This is a genomic window from Micromonospora sp. RTBAU3-60, from assembly GCF_054963695.1.
In genome coordinates, this window is sequence record NZ_JBUEGB010000007.1 from 145,660 (window position 1) to 167,716 (window position 22,057).

Annotated in this window: 16 protein-coding genes; 8 read left to right on the forward strand and 8 right to left on the reverse strand. The window is 72.8% G+C overall.

Features of this window, described 5'->3' with window-relative positions:
- Positions 1-39 precede the first annotated feature (39 nt).
- Positions 40-1,155, reverse strand: coding sequence for a 23S rRNA (guanosine(2251)-2'-O)-methyltransferase RlmB (rlmB, locus tag ACY34I_RS09835; protein ID WP_148793190.1), 1,116 nt, complete (start codon positions 1,153-1,155; stop codon positions 40-42).
- Complete coding sequence (gene cysS, locus ACY34I_RS09840; protein WP_462754282.1) at positions 1,155-2,570, reverse strand: cysteine--tRNA ligase; 1,416 nt, start codon at positions 2,568-2,570, stop codon at positions 1,155-1,157. Before cysS ends, rlmB begins: the two co-directional genes overlap by 1 nt.
- 64 nt (positions 2,571-2,634) lie before the next feature.
- Between cysS and ACY34I_RS09845 the strand changes: the two genes are divergently transcribed.
- Positions 2,635-3,282, forward strand: a complete 648-nt coding sequence (locus ACY34I_RS09845; protein ID WP_148793188.1) for an IclR family transcriptional regulator — start codon at positions 2,635-2,637, stop codon at positions 3,280-3,282.
- Positions 3,283-3,646: 364 nt separating this feature from the next.
- Positions 3,647-4,765, forward strand: coding sequence for a hypothetical protein (locus ACY34I_RS09850; protein WP_462754283.1), 1,119 nt, complete (start codon positions 3,647-3,649; stop codon positions 4,763-4,765).
- A gap of 207 nt (positions 4,766-4,972) precedes the next feature.
- Here the strand turns inward: ACY34I_RS09850 and ACY34I_RS09855 are convergent, their stop codons facing one another.
- Positions 4,973-5,932 (reverse strand): EamA family transporter, encoded by a 960-nt coding sequence (locus tag ACY34I_RS09855; protein ID WP_462754284.1) that lies wholly within the window; start codon positions 5,930-5,932, stop codon positions 4,973-4,975.
- A gap of 86 nt (positions 5,933-6,018) precedes the next feature.
- On the opposite strand from ACY34I_RS09855, the gene ACY34I_RS09860 reads away from it, so the two are divergent.
- Complete coding sequence (locus tag ACY34I_RS09860) at positions 6,019-6,564, forward strand: CGNR zinc finger domain-containing protein (protein WP_462754285.1); 546 nt, start codon at positions 6,019-6,021, stop codon at positions 6,562-6,564.
- A 115-nt stretch (positions 6,565-6,679) separates the two neighbouring features.
- Here the strand turns inward: ACY34I_RS09860 and ACY34I_RS09865 are convergent, their stop codons facing one another.
- Positions 6,680-8,089 carry a class II fumarate hydratase gene (locus ACY34I_RS09865; RefSeq protein ID WP_462754286.1) on the reverse strand — a complete coding sequence of 470 codons (1,410 nt, stop codon included), beginning with the start codon at positions 8,087-8,089 and terminating at the stop codon, positions 6,680-6,682.
- Between the two features lie 53 nt (positions 8,090-8,142).
- A complete protein-coding gene (locus tag ACY34I_RS09870) occupies positions 8,143-11,118 on the reverse strand; it encodes an AfsR/SARP family transcriptional regulator (RefSeq protein ID WP_462754368.1) in 2,976 nt (991 codons plus the stop codon).
- A 345-nt stretch (positions 11,119-11,463) separates the two neighbouring features.
- On the opposite strand from ACY34I_RS09870, the gene ACY34I_RS09875 reads away from it, so the two are divergent.
- Positions 11,464-13,860, forward strand: coding sequence for a DNRLRE domain-containing protein (locus ACY34I_RS09875; protein ID WP_462754287.1), 2,397 nt, complete (start codon positions 11,464-11,466; stop codon positions 13,858-13,860).
- Positions 13,861-13,923: 63 nt separating this feature from the next.
- Here ACY34I_RS09875 and ACY34I_RS09880 read toward each other — a convergent pair whose 3' ends face one another.
- The 3 genes from ACY34I_RS09880 to ACY34I_RS09890 all read right to left on the reverse strand — a co-directional run bounded on the left by ACY34I_RS09880 (position 13,924) and on the right by ACY34I_RS09890 (position 17,700).
- Positions 13,924-15,591 carry a fumarate hydratase gene (locus tag ACY34I_RS09880; protein ID WP_462754288.1) on the reverse strand — a complete coding sequence of 556 codons (1,668 nt, stop codon included), beginning with the start codon at positions 15,589-15,591 and terminating at the stop codon, positions 13,924-13,926.
- A 67-nt stretch (positions 15,592-15,658) separates the two neighbouring features.
- Entirely contained in the window at positions 15,659-17,053 is a 1,395-nt protein-coding gene (locus tag ACY34I_RS09885; protein ID WP_462754370.1) for an outer membrane protein assembly factor BamB family protein, read from the reverse strand.
- Between the two features lie 143 nt (positions 17,054-17,196).
- Complete coding sequence (locus tag ACY34I_RS09890) at positions 17,197-17,700, reverse strand: Lrp/AsnC family transcriptional regulator (RefSeq protein ID WP_148793181.1); 504 nt, start codon at positions 17,698-17,700, stop codon at positions 17,197-17,199.
- Between the two features lie 139 nt (positions 17,701-17,839).
- On the opposite strand from ACY34I_RS09890, the gene hppD reads away from it, so the two are divergent.
- The 4 genes from hppD to hisC all read left to right on the forward strand — a co-directional run bounded on the left by hppD (position 17,840) and on the right by hisC (position 22,003).
- Entirely contained in the window at positions 17,840-19,045 is a 1,206-nt protein-coding gene (gene hppD / locus ACY34I_RS09895; protein ID WP_462754289.1) for a 4-hydroxyphenylpyruvate dioxygenase, read from the forward strand.
- A gap of 10 nt (positions 19,046-19,055) precedes the next feature.
- Positions 19,056-19,766, forward strand: a complete 711-nt coding sequence (locus tag ACY34I_RS09900) for an RDD family protein (protein ID WP_462754290.1) — start codon at positions 19,056-19,058, stop codon at positions 19,764-19,766.
- 132 nt (positions 19,767-19,898) lie between these two features.
- Positions 19,899-20,903 carry an RDD family protein gene (locus ACY34I_RS09905; RefSeq protein WP_462754291.1) on the forward strand — a complete coding sequence of 335 codons (1,005 nt, stop codon included), beginning with the start codon at positions 19,899-19,901 and terminating at the stop codon, positions 20,901-20,903.
- The gene (gene hisC / locus ACY34I_RS09910; protein ID WP_462754292.1) at positions 20,900-22,003 is read left to right on the forward strand and encodes a histidinol-phosphate transaminase; all 1,104 of its coding nucleotides are present in this window, start codon (positions 20,900-20,902) and stop codon (positions 22,001-22,003) included. The genes ACY34I_RS09905 and hisC overlap by 4 nt, the downstream gene beginning before the upstream one ends.
- Positions 22,004-22,057 lie beyond the last annotated feature (54 nt).

Sequence of the window (22,057 nt, forward strand, 5' to 3'; positions counted from 1 at the left end):
GCCACGGCGGACCGCCCCTTTTCGTGTCCTCCGGGAAGGCTAGGCCTCGACGGCGCGGCGCCGGGCGACCTCGGCGAGGGTGACCGCCGCGGCGACGCTGGCGTTGAGCGACTCGACGTCGGAGACCATCGGGATGCTCACGGTCAGGTCGCAGGTCTCGCCGACCAGCCGGGACAGCCCGCGACCCTCCGAGCCGACCACCACGACCAGCGGGCCGACGGCGGCCTCCAGGTCGTACAGGTCGGTCTCGCCGTCGGCGTCCAGGCCGACCACGACGAAGCCGGCGTCCTTGCACGCCTTCAGCGACCGGGTCAGATTGGTGACCTGGGCGACCGGCACCCGCGCCGCCGCGCCGGCGCTGGTCCGCCAGGCGGTCGCGGTGATCCCGGCGGCCCGCCGCTCGGGTACGAAGACGCCCTGCGCGCCGAATGCGGCGGCGGACCGGATCACCGCGCCGAGATTGCGCGGGTCGGTGACCCCGTCCAGCGCGACCAGCAGCGGGCACGCCTGCTCCAGCGCCGCCGCCATCATGTCCTCGAACGGCTCGTAGGCGAAGGGCGGGACCTGGAGGCCGACGCCCTGGTGCAGCACCCCGCCGGTCATCCGGTCCAGCTCGGCCCGGCTGACCTCAAGGAGCGCGATGCCCCGGTCGGCGGCCGTCCGGACGATCTCGTTGACCCGGTCGTCGACGTCGATGCCCTGCGCCACGTAGAGGGCGGTGGCCGGCACCTGGGTGCGCAGCGACTCCAGCACCGGGTTCCGCCCGACCAGCAGCTCCGGGCTGTCCTTCGCCGGGTTGGACCGGCGCCCCGGGGCGACCCGGGGACCGCCGCGGGCCGCCGCCTTGCCCTTGCCGCCCTTCAGCGGGACGCCGGCGCGGCTGCCCTTGCCCCAGGTGGTGTCCTTGGTCCCCGGCTGGCCGATCTTGGGGGCGCGCCCCTCCTCGGCCGCCGTGCGGCGCTCCTTCTCCTGCTTCCAGGCGGTGCGCTGGGGCAGCTTCTCGGTGCCCGAGTATGCCTTGTGCCAGGGCCGCTCGTCGGCGGGCAGGGTGCGGCCGCGGCCCGCGAGGGCGTCCCGCCCCTTGCCGCCGGAGCCCTTCGGGGCGCTCGCCTTCGGCGTCAGCCGCCGGCCACGGCGCTGCGAATTGCCGGCCATCAGTCCTGCTCTCCAATAGTCCAACGGGGGCCCTGGGGGGTGTCCTCGACCACCACGCCGGCCTGCTTGAGCTGGTCGCGTACGGCGTCGGCGGCGGCCCAGTCCTTGCGGCTGCGGGCCTGCGCGCGCTGCTCCAGGGCGAGCGCGATCAGGTAGTCCACCACGCCGCGCAGGTCGCTCGCGCGGCCGCCGCCCGTCCAGGCCGAATCCAGGGGGTCGACGCCGAGGATATCCAGCATCGCCCGCGTGGCGGCCAGGGTCGTGCGGACGGTCACATCGTCGCCGGCGGTCAGCGCGGTGTTGCCGTCCCTGACCACCTCGTGCAGCACGGCCAGGGCGGCGGAGGTGTTGAGGTCGTCGTCCATCGCCGCGACGAAGCCGGCCGGCAGCTCGCCGAGCTGCCCGGCACCGACCCGCTCGGCCGCCCGCTGCACGAAACCCTCGATCCGCCGGTACGCGACGGCGGCCTCGCGCAGCGAGTCCTCCGAGTAGTCGATGCGGGACCGGTAGTGCGCCGCGACGTAGTAGTAGCGCAGCTCCACCGGGCGCACCCCGAGGGACGCCACGTAGTCGAGGTCGAGGGTGTTGCCCAGCGACTTGCCCATCTTGGTGCCGCCGATGCCGAGCAGGCCGTGGTGCACCCAGTAGCGGGCGAACGGCAGGTCGGCCGCCTGCGACTGGGCGATCTCGTTCTCGTGGTGCGGGAAGGTCAGGTCGAGCCCGCCGCCGTGGATGTCGAACTCCGCGCCCAGGTAGCGCCAGCACATCGCCGAGCACTCGATGTGCCAGCCGGGCCGGCCCCGACCCCACGGCGACGGCCAGTACGCGTCCGCCGGCTCGTCCGGCTTGACGCCCTTCCACAGCGCGAAGTCGCGCGGGTCGCGCTTGCCCCGCTCGGGCGCGTCCCCGGCGGGCTGCATGTCCTCCGGCGACTGCCCAGACAACGACCCGTACGCCGGCCAGGAGGCCACGTCGAAGTAGACGTCGCCGGAGCCGTCGGTGGCCGGGTAGGCGTGCCCGGTCTCGATCAGCCGGGCGATCAGCTCGTGCATCTCCGGGATGTGCCCGGTGGCTCGCGGCTCGTAGGTCGGCGGCAGCACGTTCAACGCCCGGTAGGACTCGTCCAGGATCTGCTCGTTCGCGTACGCGATCGACCAGAACGGCCGCTCCTGCTCCGTCGCCTTGACAAGGATCTTGTCGTCGATGTCGGTCAGATTGCGGATGAAGGTGACCTCGAAGCCGGAGGCGAGCAGCCAGCGCCGCAGCACGTCGTAGTTGACGCCGGAACGAAGGTGGCCGATATGCGGCGGGGCCTGGAGGGTGAGACCACACAGGTAGACCCCCACCTTGCCGGCTTCCCGCGGGACGAAGTCCCGCACCGATCGGGTGGCGGTGTCATACAGGCGTAGCGTCACCGTACAAGGGTAGCCGTCCCGTGGGTTTCGAGGTTGTGCGGAGCCGGGTCGTACGCTGCGTGCTGTGGACACGGCGGCACGGGCAGGAGAGACGGCCCAGACCCTGGACCGGGGGCTGCGCCTGCTGCACCTGGTCGCGGACGCGCCCGGCGGGCTGACGGTCACCGAGGCGGCGAACCGGCTGGGCATCGGCCGGGCGGCGGTCTACCGGCTGGTCGGCGCGCTGACCGGGCACGGCATGCTGCGTCGGGACGGCGCGGGCCGGCTGCGCCTCGGCGCGGGCGTCCTGCACCTGGCCCGGCGCGCCCAGCCGCTGCTCGCCGAGGGGGCGCTGCCGGCGCTGCGGCGGCTGGCCGAGCAGACCGGGGCGACCGCTCACCTGACCGTGGTCGAGGGAGGCGAGGGGGTCGCCCTCGCCGTGGTGGAGCCGAGCTGGACGTCGTTCCACGTGGCGTACCGGACCGGGTCCCGGCATCCGCTGGAGCGGGGCGCGGCGGGGCGGGCCATCCTCGCCGGCAGGTCGGGCGCCGCCGGCCCGGTGAGCAGCAGCGGGGAACTCCAGTCCGGGGCGTACGGGGTGGCCGCGCCGGTGCTCGGCGTGCCGGGGCTGGAGGCGAGCGTCGGCGTGGTGTCGCTGACCCCGCTCGACGTGGCCGTGGTCGGCGACCAGGTCACCACCGCCGCCCAGGCCATCACCACCGCCCTCGCCTGACGTCCCCGCCTGGCGCCGGATCCGCGAAGCGGCGGTGTCCGGCCCCGGCTGGCGCCAGGTCGGCGAAATGGCGGCATCCAGCCCCCGAGAGGCCACCGGATCGGCGAAGCGGCGATCCAGCCCCGGCTGGCACCGGATCGGCGAAGTGGCGGTATCCGGGAGCTCGGGAATCCGCCGGATCGGCGAAAAGGCGGCGGGGCGCGGCCGCGACCCACCGGAAGGTGGCGGCCACCAACGGGGCGGAGGGTCGTCTACCACAGGTTGCGGGGGACATGGCGGTTGTCCACAGGGCACGGCGACACGACCGGTCATGGTTGTCCACAGGGGTGTCGCTCGCTCTCCGCCCGCCGCCAGGCTGGTCGACATGCCTCCTCATCCGCACCGACCGGCCGAGTTGGCCTGGCAGGTCTTCCGTGGCTCGGACGTGGTCCGGCGTGGGCTGCTGGCCCGGCATCAACTCCGGGGCGCGTCCTGGCTCCGCCTGCGGCACGACGTCTACGCCGATGCCCGGCTCGACCGGGACCACGCACTGGCCTGCCGGGCCGCGCTGCTCCGGCTGCCGCCGGGCACGCTGATCGCCGGGCCCTCGGCCGCGTACCTGCACGGCGTGGAGCACGCCGCCGGCTTCGCCGACGACGTGCACGTTCTGCTGCCGCCGACGGCCCGAGCCGACGCCCAGCCCGGGATCCGGGTCCACCGCATCCGACCGGACGTGTCCCCCACCTGCGCAGGCCTTCTCGACGTTGGCAGCAGCGCCACCAACAGCGTCGTACGGACCAGCAACGACAGGACCGCCGGTGGGACGGACCGCCCGGTGGACGATGCGAGGCCCTTCCGGCCCGTTCCGGGGTCGGCTCTCGCCACCGCCGCACGGCCGGTCAGGCGGGCGGCCCCGCCGGCCGTCCGCCAACCCGATCGGGTCGGCCGAGATCACCTCCTGCCTGGCCCGCTGTCTTTGCTGCCGCGCAGCGCCCCGGCGGCGTGTGCCTGGGAGACGGCGGTATGGGCCGACCCGGTACGGGCGGTCGGCGTCATCGACGCGCTGCTGGCCCAGGGTCTGGTCAGCCGGGGCGCGCTCGCCGACGTGGCGGACCGCAATGGTGGACGGCCCGGTGGCCGGCGCGCGAGCTGGGTGTTCGGCCTGGCGGATCCGGCGGCGCAGTCCCCGCCGGAGTCGCACCTACGGGTCCGCCTCGTGCTAGCCGGCCTACCGCGACCGGTCGCGCAACACCCGATCCGGCTCGCCTCCGGGCTGGTCCTGCATCCTGACCTGGCCTGGCCGCAGTTCCGTGTCGCGGTCGAGTACGACGGCACATGGCACGCCGACGCCGACCAGTTGCACCGCGACCGGCAGCGGCTCAATCAGTTCGTCGGTGCCGGCTGGGTGGTGCTGCACGTGACCAGCCGCCGGCTGCATCGGGACTTCGCCGCCGTGGTGCGCGAGGTCCGGGCCGCTCTCGTGGCCCAGGGATGGCGAGCGTGATGCGCCAGTACGCCGACGTGGCGGGATCCCGAGCACCCGAATACCGCCACGTCGCCGACCTGGTGCGCGGCCCGGCCGAAGGCCGGGCCGGCCCGCCGGGGTCCACCGCCGGCTCGCCTCGGGCACGGCCTCCAGCGCGCCGGTGACCGCCGGGCGCAGGTCGATCAGGGTCTCCTCGGCGTCGAAGACGACCGGGTGCGCGGTTCGCTATCGCTCGCCGGCCAGCGCCGGCTCGGCCGGGGTCGGCGGGGCCGCCTGCGGCGCACGCAGCTCGTCCAGCCGGACCAGAGCGACTCCGACCACGATCAACGCCCCGCCGAGCAACTGGACGGCGGTCGGCAGCTCGCCCAGCACCAGCCAGGCGATCAGCACCGCGAACATCACCTCGGTCAGCCCGACGAAGGACGACAGCCGCGCGCCGAGCAGCCGGGCTCCCGCGACCCCCGACAGGTACGCGACCACCGCGGCGATCAGCGACAGCCCGGCGATCGGCACCAGCCAGCTCACCTGGTGCCCGGCGAAGGTGACGTCGGCGGTGTCGGCCCGCAGCGGCAGCAACCGGGCGAAGCCGAGCAGGGCCAGCGCCAGCGCGCCGACGACCATCCCGCCGCTGGCCATCACCACGGACGGCAGCGCGGCGTCGACCCGACCTGCGATGACGAAGTAGCCGGCCAGCCCGACCCCGGCGCCCAGCCCCCAGAGGACCCCGATCGGGTCGAGCCGCCCGCCGCCGGTCAGATCCAGCACGAACACCAGTCCGCCGAGCGCGGTCAGCGACCCGATCACGGTGAGCAGTCGGGGCCGCTGGCCGTGGACCAGCCACATCCAGCCGACCACCAGCACGATGGCCAGGTACTCCAGCAGGAGCGCGACACCGACCGGCAGGTAGCGGACCGCGTTGAAGAAGCACGCTTGGGCCACCGCCACCCCGAGCAGTCCGAACACGACGACCCTGCCGGCGTTGCGCCGGAGTACCGACCACCGTCCGCGCAGCGCCAGCAGCGCCGGCACGGCCAGCACCAGCGCCGCGATGCCGACCCGGGCCAGCACCAGCGCCTCGGCGGACCAGTCGCCGGCGATCAGCGAACGGGCGAAGGTGCCGGAGGTGGCGAAGGTGAGCGCGGAGAGCAGGGCCAGGCCGAGGCCCATGCCAGACCGTTCACGCATCGACAGCTCCTTGGATCGAACGACCGGTCATGGGTGAAACCTGGTTATGCTGATGACGCTAGGCCGGCATCCTGACAGGAGTCAAGTTGCTCTTCGCCCATGACACCGAATGTGGCCTGGTCGCCGCGGCAGGGCTGGTGAACAGCGCCGGCCCGGACCGGGAGGGGCTGCCCGACGTGGCTGCCCTCGACGAGTTCATCGCCGCGCACGGCTGGACCGGCCGGCACGAGCACACCGACACGGAACTGCGCGAGGTCCGCGCCCTGCGACCCCGGCTCCGCCGGATCTGGTACGCCGACACCGACGAGCTGGTGAGCATCGTCAACGGCCTGCTCCGCGAGTCGCACGCGCTGCCCCAGCTCATCCGGCACGACGGCGAGCCGTACCACCTGCACGCCGTGCCGCGCGACGCGCCGCTGGCGACTCGGATGGCCGTCGAGGCCGCCATGGCGATCGCCGATCTGGTCCGGATGGGCGAGCTCAGCCGGCTGCGCCTGTGCGACCACCCGGACTGCGACAAGGTGCTGGTCGACCTCTCCAAGAACCGGTCCCGCCGGTTCTGCGACGCCAGCTGCGGCAACCGCGCCGCGGTGAGCGCCTACCGGGCCCGCAAGGCGGCGGCCCACTCCTGACGCACCGGTGGCCAGTCTGCCCGGCGCCGAACAACCCGCACTCCCTTTCGGCGAGGTGGCGGTGTCCGGGGCAGGGTGACACCGCCAGATCGGCGATCCGGAACCGGAACCTCGGTCAGGGGTGGGTCATCCGCAGCAGGTCCAGCGCCTCGTCGAGCTGGGCCTCGCTGAGCTTGCCCGATTCGACGTGGCCCCGCGAGATCACCACCTCCCGGATCGAGACCTGCCTGGCCAGCGCCTCCTTGGCGATCGAGGCGGCCTCGTCGTATCCGAGGTGACGATTGAGCGGGGTGACGATCGACGGCGACCCCTCCGCGTACGCCAGGCAGACCTCGGCGTCCGCGACCAGGCCGACCACCAGGCGGTCGGCGAAGAGCCGACTCGACGCGGCCAGCAGCTTGATCGACTCCAGCAGGTTGCGGCCCATCACCGGGAGCATCACGTTCAGCTCGAAGTCGCCCTGCGAGCCGGCGAACGCGACCGCGGCGTCGTTGCCGATCACCTGGGCGCAGACCTGCCGCATCGCCTCAGCGACCACCGGATTCACCTTGCCCGGCATGATCGACGAGCCGGGCTGGAGGTCGGGGATGCGCAGCTCCCGCAGGCCGGCGCGCGGGCCGGAGCCCATCCAACGGATGTCGTTGGCCATCTTGTAGAGCCCGACCGCGACGGTGCGGAGCTGGCCCGAGGTCTCCACCAGCGCGTCCCGGGCACCCTGCGCCTCGAAATGATTGCGCGCCTCGGTCAACGGCAACCCGGTCGACTCGCGCAGCTTCTCGATCACCCGGGCGGCGAAGCCGAGCGGCGTGTTGATCCCGGTGCCAACGGCGGTGCCGCCGAGCGGCAGCTCGGCCAACCGCGGCAGCGCCGACTCCAGCCGCTCGATGCCGTAGCGGACCTGCGCGGCGTACCCGCCGAACTCCTGGCCCAGGGTGACCGGGGTGGCGTCCATCAGGTGGGTACGCCCGGCCTTGACCACGGTCTCGAACTCGGCCGCCTTCTCCTCCAGCGCCCCGGCCAGGTGCTTCAGCGAGGGGATCAGATCCTCCACCACGAACTGGGTGGCGGCCAGGTGGATCGACGTCGGGAACACGTCGTTGCTGGACTGCGAGGCGTTGACGTCGTCGTTCGGGTGCACGTTCCGGCCCAGCTCGCGGCTGGCCAGCGTGGCGATCACCTCGTTGGCGTTCATGTTGGACGACGTGCCGGAGCCGGTCTGGAAGACGTCGACCGGGAACTGGTCGTCGTACCCGCCGTCGGCCACGTGCGCGGCGGCGGTGGCGATCGCCTCGGCCACGTCCGCCCCGATCACCCCCAGCTCGCCGTTGACCTGCGCGGCGGCCCCCTTGATCTGCGCCAGCGCCTTGATCTGGGCGGGTTCCAGACCCCGTCCGGAGATCGGGAAGTTCTGCACCGCGCGCTGGGTCTGCGCCCGCCACAACGCCTCGGCGGGCACCTCCACCTCGCCCATCGAGTCGCGTTCGATCCGGTATCCGGCTGCCTCTGGAGTCGTCACGCGTACCATCCTGCCGCGCGGGTCGCCGGCCCGCAGCGAAAGCCGGCCGCACCGGCACGGGCTCAGCCCAGCTCGGCGAGGAGCTGCTCCACCTCGTGCCGCTCGGGTGCCTCGAACTCACGGAACAGCTCCAGCGCCCGGATCCAGTGGGCGCGGGCGGCACCCGGATCGGGGCCGCGCAGGCAGGGGGCAATCCCGTCCAGCGCCCGGGCCTGCTCGTACCGCGCGTCCAGCTTCGTGGCGTCGACGAGCACCCGCCGGTGCAGGTCCAGCGCGCTGGTCACGTCGCCCTGGTCGAGCAGGGCCCGAGCCAGCAGGTTTCGGGATGCGCACTGCCCGTTGCGGTCGCCCGCCTCGGTCATCACCACCAACGCCTCATGGTGCAGGTCCATCGCCGTTTCCGGGTGACCGCTCGCCCGTTCCACAGTGCCGATCTCGTTGAGCAGCTCGCCGACGCCGTACCGGTTGCCGAGCCGGCGCTTGATCGCCAGCGCGGCCCGGAGCCGACGGAGAGCCGGTTCGCCGTGCCCCATCCTGGCCCGGGCCATCGCGAGGTGGCCCATGGCGTTGGCCGTGTCGTACAGGGTGCCCAGCGTGCGTGCCAGCATCAGGTGCATACGGGACACCGCCAACGCCTCGGCCAGCCGCCCGGAGAGCAGGAGGGCCCCCGCCTGGTTGGTGAAGAGCGCGACGACCCCGACGTCGTGCCCCTCATTGCGGAGGATGTCCAATGCCTCGGCCAGGTGCCGCAACGCCGCCGGGACGTTGCCGTGGATGCTGTGGACGGCCGCGATGTTCTTGTGCGTGCCGGCCTGTCCCACCCGATCCCCCAGCCGGCTGCGCAGGCTGAGGGCGATCTCCATCGACGCCAGCGCGTCGCCGTAGCGAGCCAGCCGGTAGTAGCCGGAGGCGAGGTAGTTGTGCATGGTCGCGACCGCCGCGTCGTCGCCGAGGCGCTCCGCAGCCCGGAGCCCGATCGTGTGCGTCTCGATCAGCTCGTCCAGGTGGCCGTACGCGAACCAGTAGCTCCATCCGGCATGGGCAAGCTGCCAGCAATAGGCGTCCCGGCCCGTCTGCTCGGCGAGCCGGATCATCGCGATGAGGTTCGCTCGGTTCTCGTCAAGCCACTCGACCGGCAGCGCCTCCGCCTCCAGATCGGGCCGGAGCACCGGGATCCGCGGTAGCGGTGCCGGGCTCGCCGAGCGATTGAGCTGGCGGGACGCGGCCGTGACCAGGTGCAGGTGGACGTTGAACATCCGGTCCAGGGCCGCCGACCGCTCGACGGCGAACGCCGGATCCGCCATCAGCTGCCGCGCGTAGTCGCGTACGAGGTCGTGGAACCGGAACCGGCGCTGATCGACCTCCTCAGCGAGGTGCGCGTCGACCAGCTCCTCGAGCAGATCCTCCGCCTCGGGCAGCGGCGCGTCGGCCAGCGCGGCGGCAGCCCACCCGTCGAACTGCGTTCCCGGGTGCAGCCCGAGCAGCCGGAACATCCGCTGAGCGGCCGGCGTGACCTGCGCATACGACAGGGTGAAGGCCTGGCCGACGGAGCGGTCGCCGGCCACCAGCTCGGTCAGGACGTCTCGTCCGTCGGCGAGCCGTGCGGCGAGGTCGGCGATGCGCCAGCGAGGGCGGTGCGCGAGCCTCGCCCCGGCGAGCCGGATGGCCAGTGGCAGTTGTCCGCACCGGCGGACCACCTCGGCGGCGGCCTCCGGCTCGGCGGCCACCCGTTCGGCGCCCACGACCCTCGCGAGCAGCTCGATCCCCTCACCCGGCTCGAGCACGGCGAGCGACGAGGGATGCCCCTCGTCCAGGCCGATCAGCCGACGCCTACTGGTGATCAGGGTCAGCGTGTCCCGGCCGCTGGGCAGCAGCGGCGCCACCTGGGCGGCGGACGCCGCGTTGTCCAGCACCACCAGCGCCCGCCGGTCGGCCAGCTCGCTGCGCCACAGGGCGGCCCGCTCGTCGACGTCGGCGGGTATGCGTTCGCCGGGCACGCCGAGCTGGCGCAGCAGCGCGGCGAGGGCCGCGGCCACGGGCACCGGCTCCCGCTCGCTGTGCCCGTGCAGATCGATGAAGAGCTGCGCGTCGGGGTAACGCTCCGCCAGCGCCGTGGCGAGGTGGATCGCCAATGTGGTCTTGCCGCTGCCGGCCATACCGTCGATCAGCTGGACCCGGGCACGCTCATCCGCAATTTCCTTGATCAGCCGCGCGAGGGTCTCCTGCCGACCGGTGAAGTCGCTGATGGCCCGGGGTAGGCAGCGGACCGGGGCGGCGCGGACGTTCGCCGGGCCGGCCAGCGCCAGGTCGCCGGCGAGCACCCGCTGGTGCAGCTCCTGCAACGCGGCACCGGGCTCGATGCCCAACTCCTCGGCGTAGATGCGGCGGCCCTCGCGGTAGACGGCGAGCGCGTCCGCCTGCCGGCCGACCGCGGACAGGGCGAGCATGAGCTGGCCGCGCAGCCGCTCCCGCAGCGGATGCCGGTCCACGCTCTCGGCCAGTTCGTCGATCAGGTCGGCTGCCTGGTGCAGTCGCAGTTCGACGTCGACGCACTCCTCCAGGGCGGCGATGCGCTGCTCGTCGAGGGCCTGCGCCCGGCGCCGGACGGGCCGGCTGGCGATGCCGCTCAACGCCGGGCCACGCCAGAGCGCCAGCGCGGCCCGGTAGTGCCGGCGCGCCTCGGTCGGCTGCCCGGCGGCCACCGCGACCCGACCGGCCTCGACCGCGCGGGCGAAGACCTCCGCGTCCAGTTCGGCCGGATCGACCCGGATGCCGTAGCCGACCGGATCGGTGACGATGGACTCCGAGGACAGCCCGAGCCGGGCGAGCCGCTGCCGCAGTCGTGACACGCAGATCTGGAGCTGGGCCCGGGCGGTGGCCGGCGGGCTCTCCTCCCAGACCGCGTCGACCAACTCCTCGACGGACACCACCCGGCCGGCGCGCAGCAGCAGCATGGCGAGCACGGTCCGGTCCCGTCCCGCGGTGACGGTGGCCTCGCCACCACCCACCCTCAGGGGCCCCAGGATCCCGAACCGCATCTGCTCCCCGTACGCCTTCCGGTGCAACTTCCAGCAGGGTAGCCCGGCGGTCACGGATCGCCGCGCCCGGACGATAGCGATGTGATAGCGGATCGACAGGGCCAGCCCGCAGACTCGTCCCGGGTTGTCGGCGACGACATCCGACGGGGGCGGTGCGCCCGCTGGGAATCCCCCCTCCCGGCGGGCGCACCGATGTCGATGGACGGCGCACAGTGCGGGGCACTCGGCCACCCGGGCTCGACCGAAAGTCGGGCGCTCAACAGGCACTCATGTACCTAAGATCATGGAAGTCTTCCCACTCTCTTGGAGGCTTCCACCTTGTTCGACAACGGGGGTTCCACCGGCGTGTCCACGGCACGCCACCGGCGCATACCGCGCCGGTTCCTCATCGCGAGTCTGGCGGCCGTGCTGGCCAGCACGGGAGCCCTGGCGGTGACCGGCCAGCCAGCCGCCGCCGCCCCAACCCGCTGGGTCCTGCCGACCAGCACTAGCTACACCGACGCCCGGCAGCCGACCGCGGCCTTCCCCACCACCGGCAGCGAGGACCTGCCGGTGGGCACCTGGGAGGCCGACGGGGTCAAGCACACCTCGCGGGCCTACTTCACCTTCGACCTCACCCCGTACCGGGGGAAGGAGATCATCAGCGCCCAGCTGCAGACCGGTGAGGCGTCGGTCGACGACTGCGATAAGCCGCGGGAGCTGGAGCTCTGGCGTACGGACACCCCGGCCACCGCGCCGACCTGGGCGAACGCCCCGGCGGTGCACGAAAAGGTCGGTGACCTCGGTGCCACCGCGACCCACTGCCCCGCCGGCTACCTGGAGTTGCTGGTCACCGAGGCGGTGCAGCGAGCGGTCGACGAAGGGCGGGACTCGCTCACCCTGATGGCCCGGATCGCCGGCGACCACGAGGAGGCCAAGCACTTCGGCCGGCGGATCGAGCGGCCGGGCATCTCGCTCGACGCGAACGCGGCGCCGAACCTGCCGGGCAAGCTCACCGTACACGGGCTGGCCTGCGCCGACGGGCTGCTGATCGGCACCACCACGCCGATCCTCTCGGCTGAGGTGACCGACCCGGACAAGGTGGACGGCTACGCGGGTGACCTGGTGACCGCCACCTTCGCCTGGTGGCCGGTCGACCGTCCGGCGGAGCGGACCGAATGGACCTCCTACGGGCTGTACGCTCCCGACCGCTTCACCTACTCGGTGCCGAGCGGGCTGATGAGCAACGGGGGCACATACGCCTTCGCGGTGAAGGCCGCCGACCAGCACGCCAGCTCCGACTGGTCGCCGGAATGCCGGTTCACGGTCGACACGCAGGTCCCGCCGACCCCCACGGTGTCCTCCACCGACTACCCGTCCGGCTGGAACCCGCCCGGCTACGGCGGCCCGGGCATCCCGGGCCGGTTCACCTTCACCTCGGCGGCCGACGACGTCGCCGGTTACCGGTGGGGCCCCAGCGGTGCGACCACGTACGTCGCCGCGGACGCGTCCGGCGCGGCCACCATCACCTGGACCCCGACCGACTACGGCCTGAAGCGGCTCTACGTCCAAGCCGTGGACCGGACGGGCAACCGCTCGACCGTGACCACGTACGAGTTCCGGGTGCGCAACACCGCGCCGACGGTGACCGACGGCAATCCGGACGGGCGGCTGGGCGAGACGCGCCCGTTCACCTTCGCCCCGAACATGACGGACGTGGTGGAGTACGTCTGGCAGCTCAACAGCGGTGCCGAGCAGACCGTCGCGGCCGATGCCGACGGCCGGGCCACGGTCCAGGTGACGCCGACGACCGCGACCAACACCCTGCACGTCCGCAGCCGTACCCGGGACGGGCTGCTCTCCGGCGACGCCGGCTACCGGTTCACCGTCCGCACTGAGCCGTCCGTCAGCTCCGCACAGTGGCCGCTGGACGGCACGGTCGGCGCACCGGTCGGCACCGCGGGCAGCTTCGTCTTCACCCCGGCCATGGATGGCGTCACCGAGTACGTCTACTCGTTCGACTACGGCGAACGGCGGACGGTCGCGGCCGGCGCCGACGGCACCGCCACGGTCAGCTACACCCCGACCGAGGCGTACCAGCACTCGATCCAGGTGTTCAGCCGCACCGGTGACGGCATCCAGTCGGCGACCGCCTACCGGTCGTTCCAGGTGGCCTCGCTCGCCCCGAGCGTCGAGTCGACGGTCTACCCGCGCAACATGACCGGCGGCGGCCCGGGGGTGACCGGCACCTTCACCTTCCGGCCGCACGCCGGAAGCACCGACATCACCTCGTACGTCTACACCTTCCGCGGTGAGGCAGAGCGTACCGTCGAGGCGGGACCGAACGGCACGGCCACCATCGAGTGGACGCCGAGCAACATCAACGACGAGTGGGGCGGCTGGAACGAGCTCCAGGTACGTGCCCGTACCGCCGCCGGGACGACCACGGACCCCGAGTTCTACTCCTTCCGGGTCGACCCGCTAAGCCCGATCGTCTCCTCCGACGTCTTCGTCTGGGGCGGGAACGCGACGGTCGGCCAGACCGGTGAGTTCGTCTTCACCGTCCAGCTTCCGGGCACCACCGAGTTCGTCTACTCCTTCGACGAGGGCCCGGAGCAGACCGTGGCGGCCGACGCGGCCGGCACGGCCCGGGTCAGCTGGACCGCCGACTCGCCGTACAACCACAGCCTGACCGTACGCAGCCGCACGGCGAGCGGCGTGACCTCCGGGGCGACGTACTACAGCATCTGGATCGACGGCTGATCCGGTTGACGCGGAAAGGGGCGCCGGGTGGGATCCCGGCGCCCCTTTCGCCTACGCGGGACGTCAGCGCCGGCCGACGGTGAGCACCGGCTTGGTGACCTCGGCGAAGAAGTCGTTGCCCTTGTCGTCGACGACGATGAAGGCGGGGAAGTCCTCCACCTCGATCTTCCAGACCGCCTCCATGCCCAGCTCGGGGTATTCGAGCACCTCGACGTGCTTGATGCAGTCCTGGGCGAGCCGGGCGGCCGGGCCGCCGATCGAGCCGAGGTAGAAGCCGCCGTGCTGCTGGCAGGAGCGGGTAACCTGGGCGGAGCGGTTGCCCTTGGCCAGCATCACCATCGACCCGCCGGCCGCCTGGAACTTCTCCACGTAGGCGTCCATCCGGCCGGCGGTGGTTGGGCCGAACGAGCCGGAGGCGTAGCCCTCGGGGGTCTTGGCCGGGCCGGCGTAGTAGACGGCGTGGTCGCGGAGGTACTGCGGCATCGGCTCGCCGGCGTCCAGCCGCTCAGCGATCTTGGCGTGCGCGATGTCCCGGGCCACCACCAGCGGGCCGGTCAGCGACAGGCGGGTCTTCACCGGGTACTTCGACAGCTCGGCGCGGATCTCGTCCATCGGCCGGTTCAGGTCGACCCGGACCACCTCGGACGTGTCGAGCTGCGCGTCGGTCACGTCGGGCAGGTAGCGCGCCGGGTCGGTCTCCAGCCGCTCCAGCCAGACCCCGGACGGGGTGATCTTGGCGACGGCCTGCCGGTCCGCCGAGCAGGAGACGGCGATCGCCACCGGGCAGGAGGCGCCGTGCCGGGGCAGCCGGACCACGCGTACGTCGTGGCAGAAGTAGCGACCGCCGAACTGCGCGCCGATGCCGAAGTTGCGGGTCAGCTCCAGCACCTCGGCCTCCAACTCCAGGTCGCGGAAGCCGTGCGCGCTCATCGAGCCGGAGGTGGGCAGGGTGTCCAGGTATTTGGCCGAGGCGTACTTGGCGGTCTTCAGCGCGTACTCGGCGGAGGTGCCGCCGATGACGATGGCCAGGTGGTAGGGCGGGCAGGCCGCGGTGCCGATCAGCCGCAGCTTCTCCTCCAGGAACTGCATCATCCGCGTCGGGTTCAGCAGCGCCTTGGTCTCCTGGTAGAGGTACGACTTGTTGGCCGACCCGCCGCCCTTGGCCATGAACAGGAACTTGTACGCGTCCGGGTGCCCGTCCGGGTCCTCGGCGTAGAGCTCCACCTGGGCGGGCAGGTTGCTGCCGGTGTTCCGCTCCTCCCACATGGTCAGCGGGGCGAGCTGCGAGTAGCGCAGGTTCAGCCGGGTGTACGCCTGGTAGACGCCGCGCGAGATGGCCTCGGCGTCGGTGCCGTCGGTGAGCACGTGCCGGCCGCGTTTGCCCATCACGATGGCGGTGCCGGTGTCCTGGCACATCGGCAGCACCCCGCCGGCGGCGATGTTGGCGTTGCGCAGCAGGTCCAGCGCGACGAACCGGTCGTTCGGCGAGGCCATCGGGTCGTCGATGATCGACCGGAGCTGGGCCAGGTGCGCCGGGCGCAGGAAGTGGGCGATGTCGTGCATCGCCTCGGCGGTCAGCGCGGTCAGCGCGGAGGGCTCCACGGTGAGGAATCGACGGCCACCCGGGCCGTTGACGACGTCGACCCCCTCGTCGGTGACCAGGCGGTATTCGGTCTGGTCGGGACCGGTCGGCAGCAAGGGGGCGTACGAGAACGCGGCGGCACTGCTCATGACGGAAAAGCCTAGGGCAGAGCCGTCGATCGGTGGCACCCGCCGGGGGCGTCCTGGGACGCCGCTCTCACCCGCCGTCGCCCTGCGGGTCGCAGAGCTCCCGCTTCGGTCCGCAGTTCCCCTGGCCGGACGGGGGGCCGTCGGTGCTGCCACCCGGGCCGGGCGCGCCGCCGTTGTCGCCCACGGGCGGGGGCGGCACCGACGTCCCGGCGCCCCAGCGGACGTACCCGATCTCCCGGCCCTCCCCGATGATCATGCCGGTCGGCCCGACCGCCAGGGCGTTCGCCGAGGTACGCAGCACCGCCAGCTCCCGCCCGGTGCGCGGGTCGACCGCGATCAGCCGGGACGGCTTCTCCTCGGCGATCACCGCCGCGTACGGGGTGAGGGCGGCGCCGCTCTTGGCTCCGGCGGCCCGGGTCCACGCGTTCCGGTCGACCGACAGCTCCCGGCCCACGATCGAGCGCTTGTCGGCGCTGCGCACCAGCGCGTACCGGTCGTCGACGGCGAGCAGTTTCTCGCCGTCCGCACCGACGTGCAGCAGCCGGCCGTCGTACCCGTCGAGCACGGCCTCGCGGCCGTCCGGGGCGACGCCGATCAGCACGTTCCGGGCGCCCTGCGGGTCCTCCCGCTGCACGCAGCCGGCGTAGTCCGCGGTCCGCAGGTTCACCCCGGTGCGCTGCCACACCTGCCGGCCGGTCGCCGGGTCGACCGCGGAGATGACGAAGTAGCAGCTACCGTCCCGGGAGGTGGCGCTGATCCGGAGCAACCGGCCGCCGACCACCGCCAGCCGCTCCTCCCGGCCGGGCTGGACATTCTGCAGCACCCGGCCGGTGGCGGTGTCCACCACGTGCACCCGCCCGTCGACCGGGAAGCCGAGCAGCGGCGGGACGCCCTCCGGCCCGGCCACGCCGCCGTCGATCCGCGGGGCGCTCAGCCGCCGGGTGCCGAGCAGGTCCGGGTTGTCGGCGAGCAACCCGCTGTGCACGCCGGGCAGGAACGCCGTCCACAGCGGCCTGGTCCCGCGCGGTTCCCAGGCGCTCAGCGTGCAGTCGGTGGCCGCCACGCAGTGCGCGTCGAGCAGCAGGTTCCGGTAGGTCCAGACCGCCACCGCCCGGTCGTCGCTCCGGCGGACCGCGCCGCTGGTCGGGTCGAGCAGCTCGTACCCCTTCACCAGGAGCTTGCCCACGGCGACGACCGGGTCCCGGTCGCCGCCGGCGACCGCCGCCCAGTCCGCCTTGCGCTCCCAGAGCTGGGTGCCGGTGGCCAGGCTGCGCGCCTCGACCCGGGTCCGCTGCTCGACGATGACGGTATCGCCGGCGATGGTGACGCTCTTCGGGGTGCCGCCGACCCGCTGCTGCCAGACCACGTCCGGCTGGGAGATCGGCTCGCTCCGGTCGACCCAGTCCCACATGCTCGGGAACGGATTCCACACGCCGGTGGCGGCCAGCACGATCACGGTGATGAGCCCCAGCAGCAACCAGCCGCGTACGCCAAGGCCCTTCACACCGCCCACGGTAGCGACGATCACCGCGCCGCCGAGCCCGCGCGGGTGCGTGTCGCGCCGCTTTCTCCACCCCGTGACGTGTTAGGAGGGGACCGGACGCGTCAGGAAGGGGCCCTTCCTTCCCTGGCGGCGGAGCGGACCAGGGGGAGCGTGCGGTAGGGGATCTGCTGGGCGAGCGCGATGATCGTGGAGGCGCGCCGGATCCCCTCGGAGGAGACGATCTGGTCGATCACCCGCTGGAGGTCGGTGTTCGACCGGGCCACGATCCGGCAGAGCAGGTCGCTGGAGCCGGTGATGGTGTGCGCCTCCAGCACCTCGGGGATGGCGGCCAGGTGCGCGGTGACCGGGTCGTGGCCGTGCCGCTGGCTGATCTCCAGGGTCACGAAGCTGGTCACCCCGAAGCCGATGGCGGCCGGGGAGATGTCCGGGCCGAAGCCGGCGATCACCCCCCGATCGACCAGCTTGTCGAGCCGGGCCTGGACGGTGCCCCGGGCCACGCCGAGCCGGCGGGAGCACTCCAGCACCCCGATCCGCGGCTCCTCGGCGAGCAACGTGAGCAGTCGCGCATCCAGCTCGTCGAGCTGTACATCCTGACCAGCGTTCATGGGGTTTCACTTTACCGAATGCACAACCTGACCAGCATTTTGGCCAACTGTTGCCCAACCATCGGCGGGAAAGCGATGCTCGCCACAACAGCATCCAACGGCGGCCCACGAGGCCGGCCGGTACGCAAGGGAGGCCACCATGACCCAGGCGATCGACCGACCCCAGTCGACCGAGGAGGTCGACGTCGACGCCCTCGTCGGCGCCGTCGACCACGACATCAGCCGGGACCCGTTCCCGGTCAAGGGCCTCGACCACGTGCACTTCCTGGTGGGCAACGCCAAGCAGGCCGCCCACTACTACTCCACCGCGTTCGGCATGACCTGCGTGGCCTACCGCGGCCCGGAGCAGGGCTACCGGGACCACGCCCAGTACGTGCTGACCAGCGGCTCGGCCAGGTTCGTGCTGACCGGCGTGGTCCGCCCCGACGTCGAGGGCGCCGAGCACGTGGCGAAGCACAGCGACGGTGTCTCCGACATCGCGCTGGAGGTACCGGACGTGGACGCCGCGTACGCGCACGCCACCGCCCAGGGCGCGACCGGCCTGGTCGAGCCGCACGACGTCGCCGACGAGCACGGCACCGTCCGGCTGGCGGCCATCGCCGCGTACGGCGACACCCGGCACACCCTGGTCGACCGGTCCCGCTACACCGGCCCGTTCCTGCCCGGCTTCGTGGCCCGTGGGCCCATCGTCGACCGGCAGCCGATGATCGACGCGGGCATCCAGCCGAAGCGCTTCTTCCAGGCCGTCGACCACGTGGTCGGCAACGTGGAGTTGGGCCGGATGGACGAGTGGGTCGAGTTCTACAAGCGGGTCATGGGCTTCAGCAACATGGCCGAGTTCATCGGTGACGACATCGCCACCGACTACTCCGCCCTGATGAGCAAGGTGGTCGCGAGCGGCACCCGCAAGGTGAAGTTCCCGCTCAACGAGCCGGCCCTCGCCCGCAAGAAGAGCCAGATCGACGAATACCTGGAGTTCTACCAGGGGCCGGGCGCTCAGCACATCGCCGTCGCCACCAACGACATCCTGGCCAGCGTCGACGCCATGCGCGCCGCAGGCGTCGAGTTCCTGGACACCCCGGACTCCTACTACGACGACCCGGAGCTGCGCGCCCGGATCGGCCAGGTGCGGGTGCCGATCGAGGAGTTGAAGTCCCGGAAGATCCTGGTCGACCGGGACGAGGACGGCTACCTGCTGCAGATCTTCACCAAGCCGGTGCAGGACCGCCCGACCGTCTTCTTCGAGCTGATCGAGCGGCACGGCTCCCTCGGCTTCGGCAAGGGCAACTTCAAGGCCCTGTTCGAGGCGATCGAGCGGGAGCAGGAGAAGCGCGGCAACCTGTAACACTGTCCGCGTGACCCAGCCTCCCTCGACCACGCAGCCGCCGCCCGCCGGGCCCCCGCCCGCGGGCGGCGGCTTCGCGCCCCCCTCCGGACCGCCGTACGCGCCCCCCACGCAGTACGCCCCGCCGACGTACGCCGGGCTGCCGGGCCACCCCCTGCCCGCGCATCCGCCGTTGCCGGGTCACCTGCCGCCACCGCTGGCGCCGAACGGTCAGCCGCTCGCCGGCTTCGCCGACCGGCTGCTCGCCTGGCTGATCGACATCGCGGTGGCGAGCGCGGTGGCGATGGTGCTCTTCGTGCCGGTCTTCATCTGGATCTTCTTCCGCACGTTCAACCTGATGGAGGTGAACCCGGACGGCACGGTCCTGGAGCCGGGCCCGGCGGCGATCTTCACCGACATCTTCCTGCCGCTGCTGCTGGCCGAGGCCGGGATCCTGCTGCTGATGTTGGTCTTCTACTGGATCTACCACGTCGAGTACGCCCGCCGGACCGGGCAGACGTTGGGCAAGAAGGTGATGAAGATCCGGATCGTCCCGGTCGAGCCGTCCGCCGCCCTAACCCGGGGGGCACTGGGCCGGCGCTGGCTGGTCGAGTTCGTCGCTGGCTCGCTGGTGCCGTTCCTCAACTACCTCGACGGGTTCTGGCAGCTCTGGGACAAGCCCTGGCAGCAGTGCCTGCACGACAAGTTCGCCGGCACGGTCGTCGTTAAGGTTGCACCGTGAGTGTGAGGAGTGAGCCGGGCCTGCGAGCCCCGGAGCCGCGAACTGAGATGACGCCGTGAGCGTGAGGAGTGAGCCGGGCCTGCGGGCCCCGGAGCCGCGAACTGCCGTGAGCGGACGCAGCGAGGCACGACCGTGAGCGTGGCACCCGGCTGGTACGTGGACCCCGCCGATCCCGAGACCCGGCGGTACTGGGACGGCGAGGGCTGGATCGGCGCGCCGATCCCCGTCGACGCCACCCCGCCCGAGGGCCCGCCGCCCCCCGAACCGGCTCCCGCCGCGGCGCCGGCCCCCACCACACCCGCCCGCCACCCAGGCCCGCCCGCCGGGCCGCACCCCGGCCAGCCGGTCAGCGGGCCGCACCCCGGACAGCCGGCCGCCGGGCCGTATCCCGGGCAGCAGCCGGTCAGCGGGCCGTACCCGGGGCAACCGGCCGGCGGGCCGGCCCCGTGGCCGGAGCAGCCGACCGGACCGGGTCAGCCGGCGGGGCCGCCGCCGGGCTGGCCGTACCCGACCTGGCCGGTACGCCCGCCCGCGCCGCGGCCGCACGGGCTGCCGCTCGCCTCGTACGGCGCGCGGCTGGTCGCCCGGCTGATCGACATCGGCGTGGTGTTCCTGCTCAACGTCGTGGTGAACGGCTGGTTCGTCTGGCGCTACTTCGAGGAGATCTCGCCGTACCTGCGCGAGTCGGTGCGCCGGTCGCTGGCCGGAAACACCTCCACCGAAGGGCTGCCCCAGCCGGGCGAACAGGCCGCCGGGCTGCAGATCGCCATCCTGCTGATCGCCACCGCGCTCTGGTACGCGTACGAGGTGCCCTCGATGGCGGCCCGGGGCCAGACCTTCGGCAAGCGGGTGATGGGCGTCCGCGCGGTGCCGGTCGAGGCCGACCAGCCGCTCGGCTTCGGCCGGGCCACCCGCCGGTGGAGCACCCTCGGCCTGCCCACGCTGCTCTGGTACTGCTGTGGCTTCGGCCTGCTGCTCCAGTTCGTCGACGCGGTCTCCCCGCTCTTCGACCAGCCGCTGCGCCAGGCCCTGCACGACAAGCGGGCGCAGACCGTGGTGGTCCAGCTCCCCCGCACCAGGCCCGACACCCGTACCGCCTCGCGCGACAGCGCCAATCCCCCGGGAGACACCCCATGACCGACACCGGACGTCACCAGCCTCCGCTGCGGCTGACCCGCGCCGACCTGGACGCGCTGCCCAGCTACGTGCCCGGGCGCAGCCCGGCCGACCTGGCCCGCGAGCTGGGCCTGCCCGAGGCGATCAAGCTGGCCAGCAACGAGGTCCCGTACGGCCCGCTGCCGGGCGTGGTGGAGGCGGTCGCCGAGGCGGTGGCCGGCTCGCACCGCTACCCGGACATGGGCGTGGTGGCGCTGCGCCAGGCCCTCGCCGAGCGCTATGGCGTGGACCCGGAGCGGATCGCCACCGGCTGCGGCTCGGTGGCGCTGGCCGAGCACCTGGTCCGGGCCACCTGCCTCCCCGGCGACGAGTTGCTCTACTCGTGGCGGTCCTTCGAGGCGTACCCGATCATCGCGGCGACCAGCGGCGCGACCAGCGTGCGGGTGCCGAACGACGCCGGCCACGGCCACGACCTGGCCTCGATGGCGGCGGCGGTGACCGACCGGACCCGGATGATCCTGGTCTGCAACCCGAACAACCCGACCGGTACGGCGGTCCGCAAGGCGGAGCTGGACCGCTTCCTCGACGCGGTGCCGGACGACGTGCTGGTGGTGATCGACGAGGCGTACCGGGAGTTCGTCACCGACCCGGAGGTGCCGGACGGCCTGAGCTACCTGGACCGGCCGAACGTGGCCGTGCTGCGCACCCTCTCCAAGGCGTGGGGGCTGGCCGGCCTGCGGATCGGCTGGCTGGTCGCCGAGCCGACCGTGGCCGCCGCCGTCCGCAAGGTCGTCACGCCGTTCTCCACCAGCCTGGCCGCCCAGGCCGGCGCGCTCGCCGCGCTGGCCCAGGCCGACGAGGTCGAGCGCCGCTGCGCGCTGGTCATCGCCGAGCGGGACCGGGTCACCGAGGCGGTCCGCAAGCTCGTCCCCGACGTGCCGTCCAGCCAGGCCAACTTCGTCTGGCTGCCGCTCGGCGAGCAGGCCGTCGAGTTCGGCAAGGCGTGCGAGGCGCGGGGCGTGATCGTCCGGCCGTTCCCCGGGGACGGGGTGCGGGTCACCATCGGCACCCCGGCCGAGAACGACGCCTTCCTGGCCGCCGCCGAGGCGGCGCTGGCCTGAGCCGACAGGAGGGGCCCCTGGTCAACGCCGGGCGTTGTACCGGGGCCCCTTCCG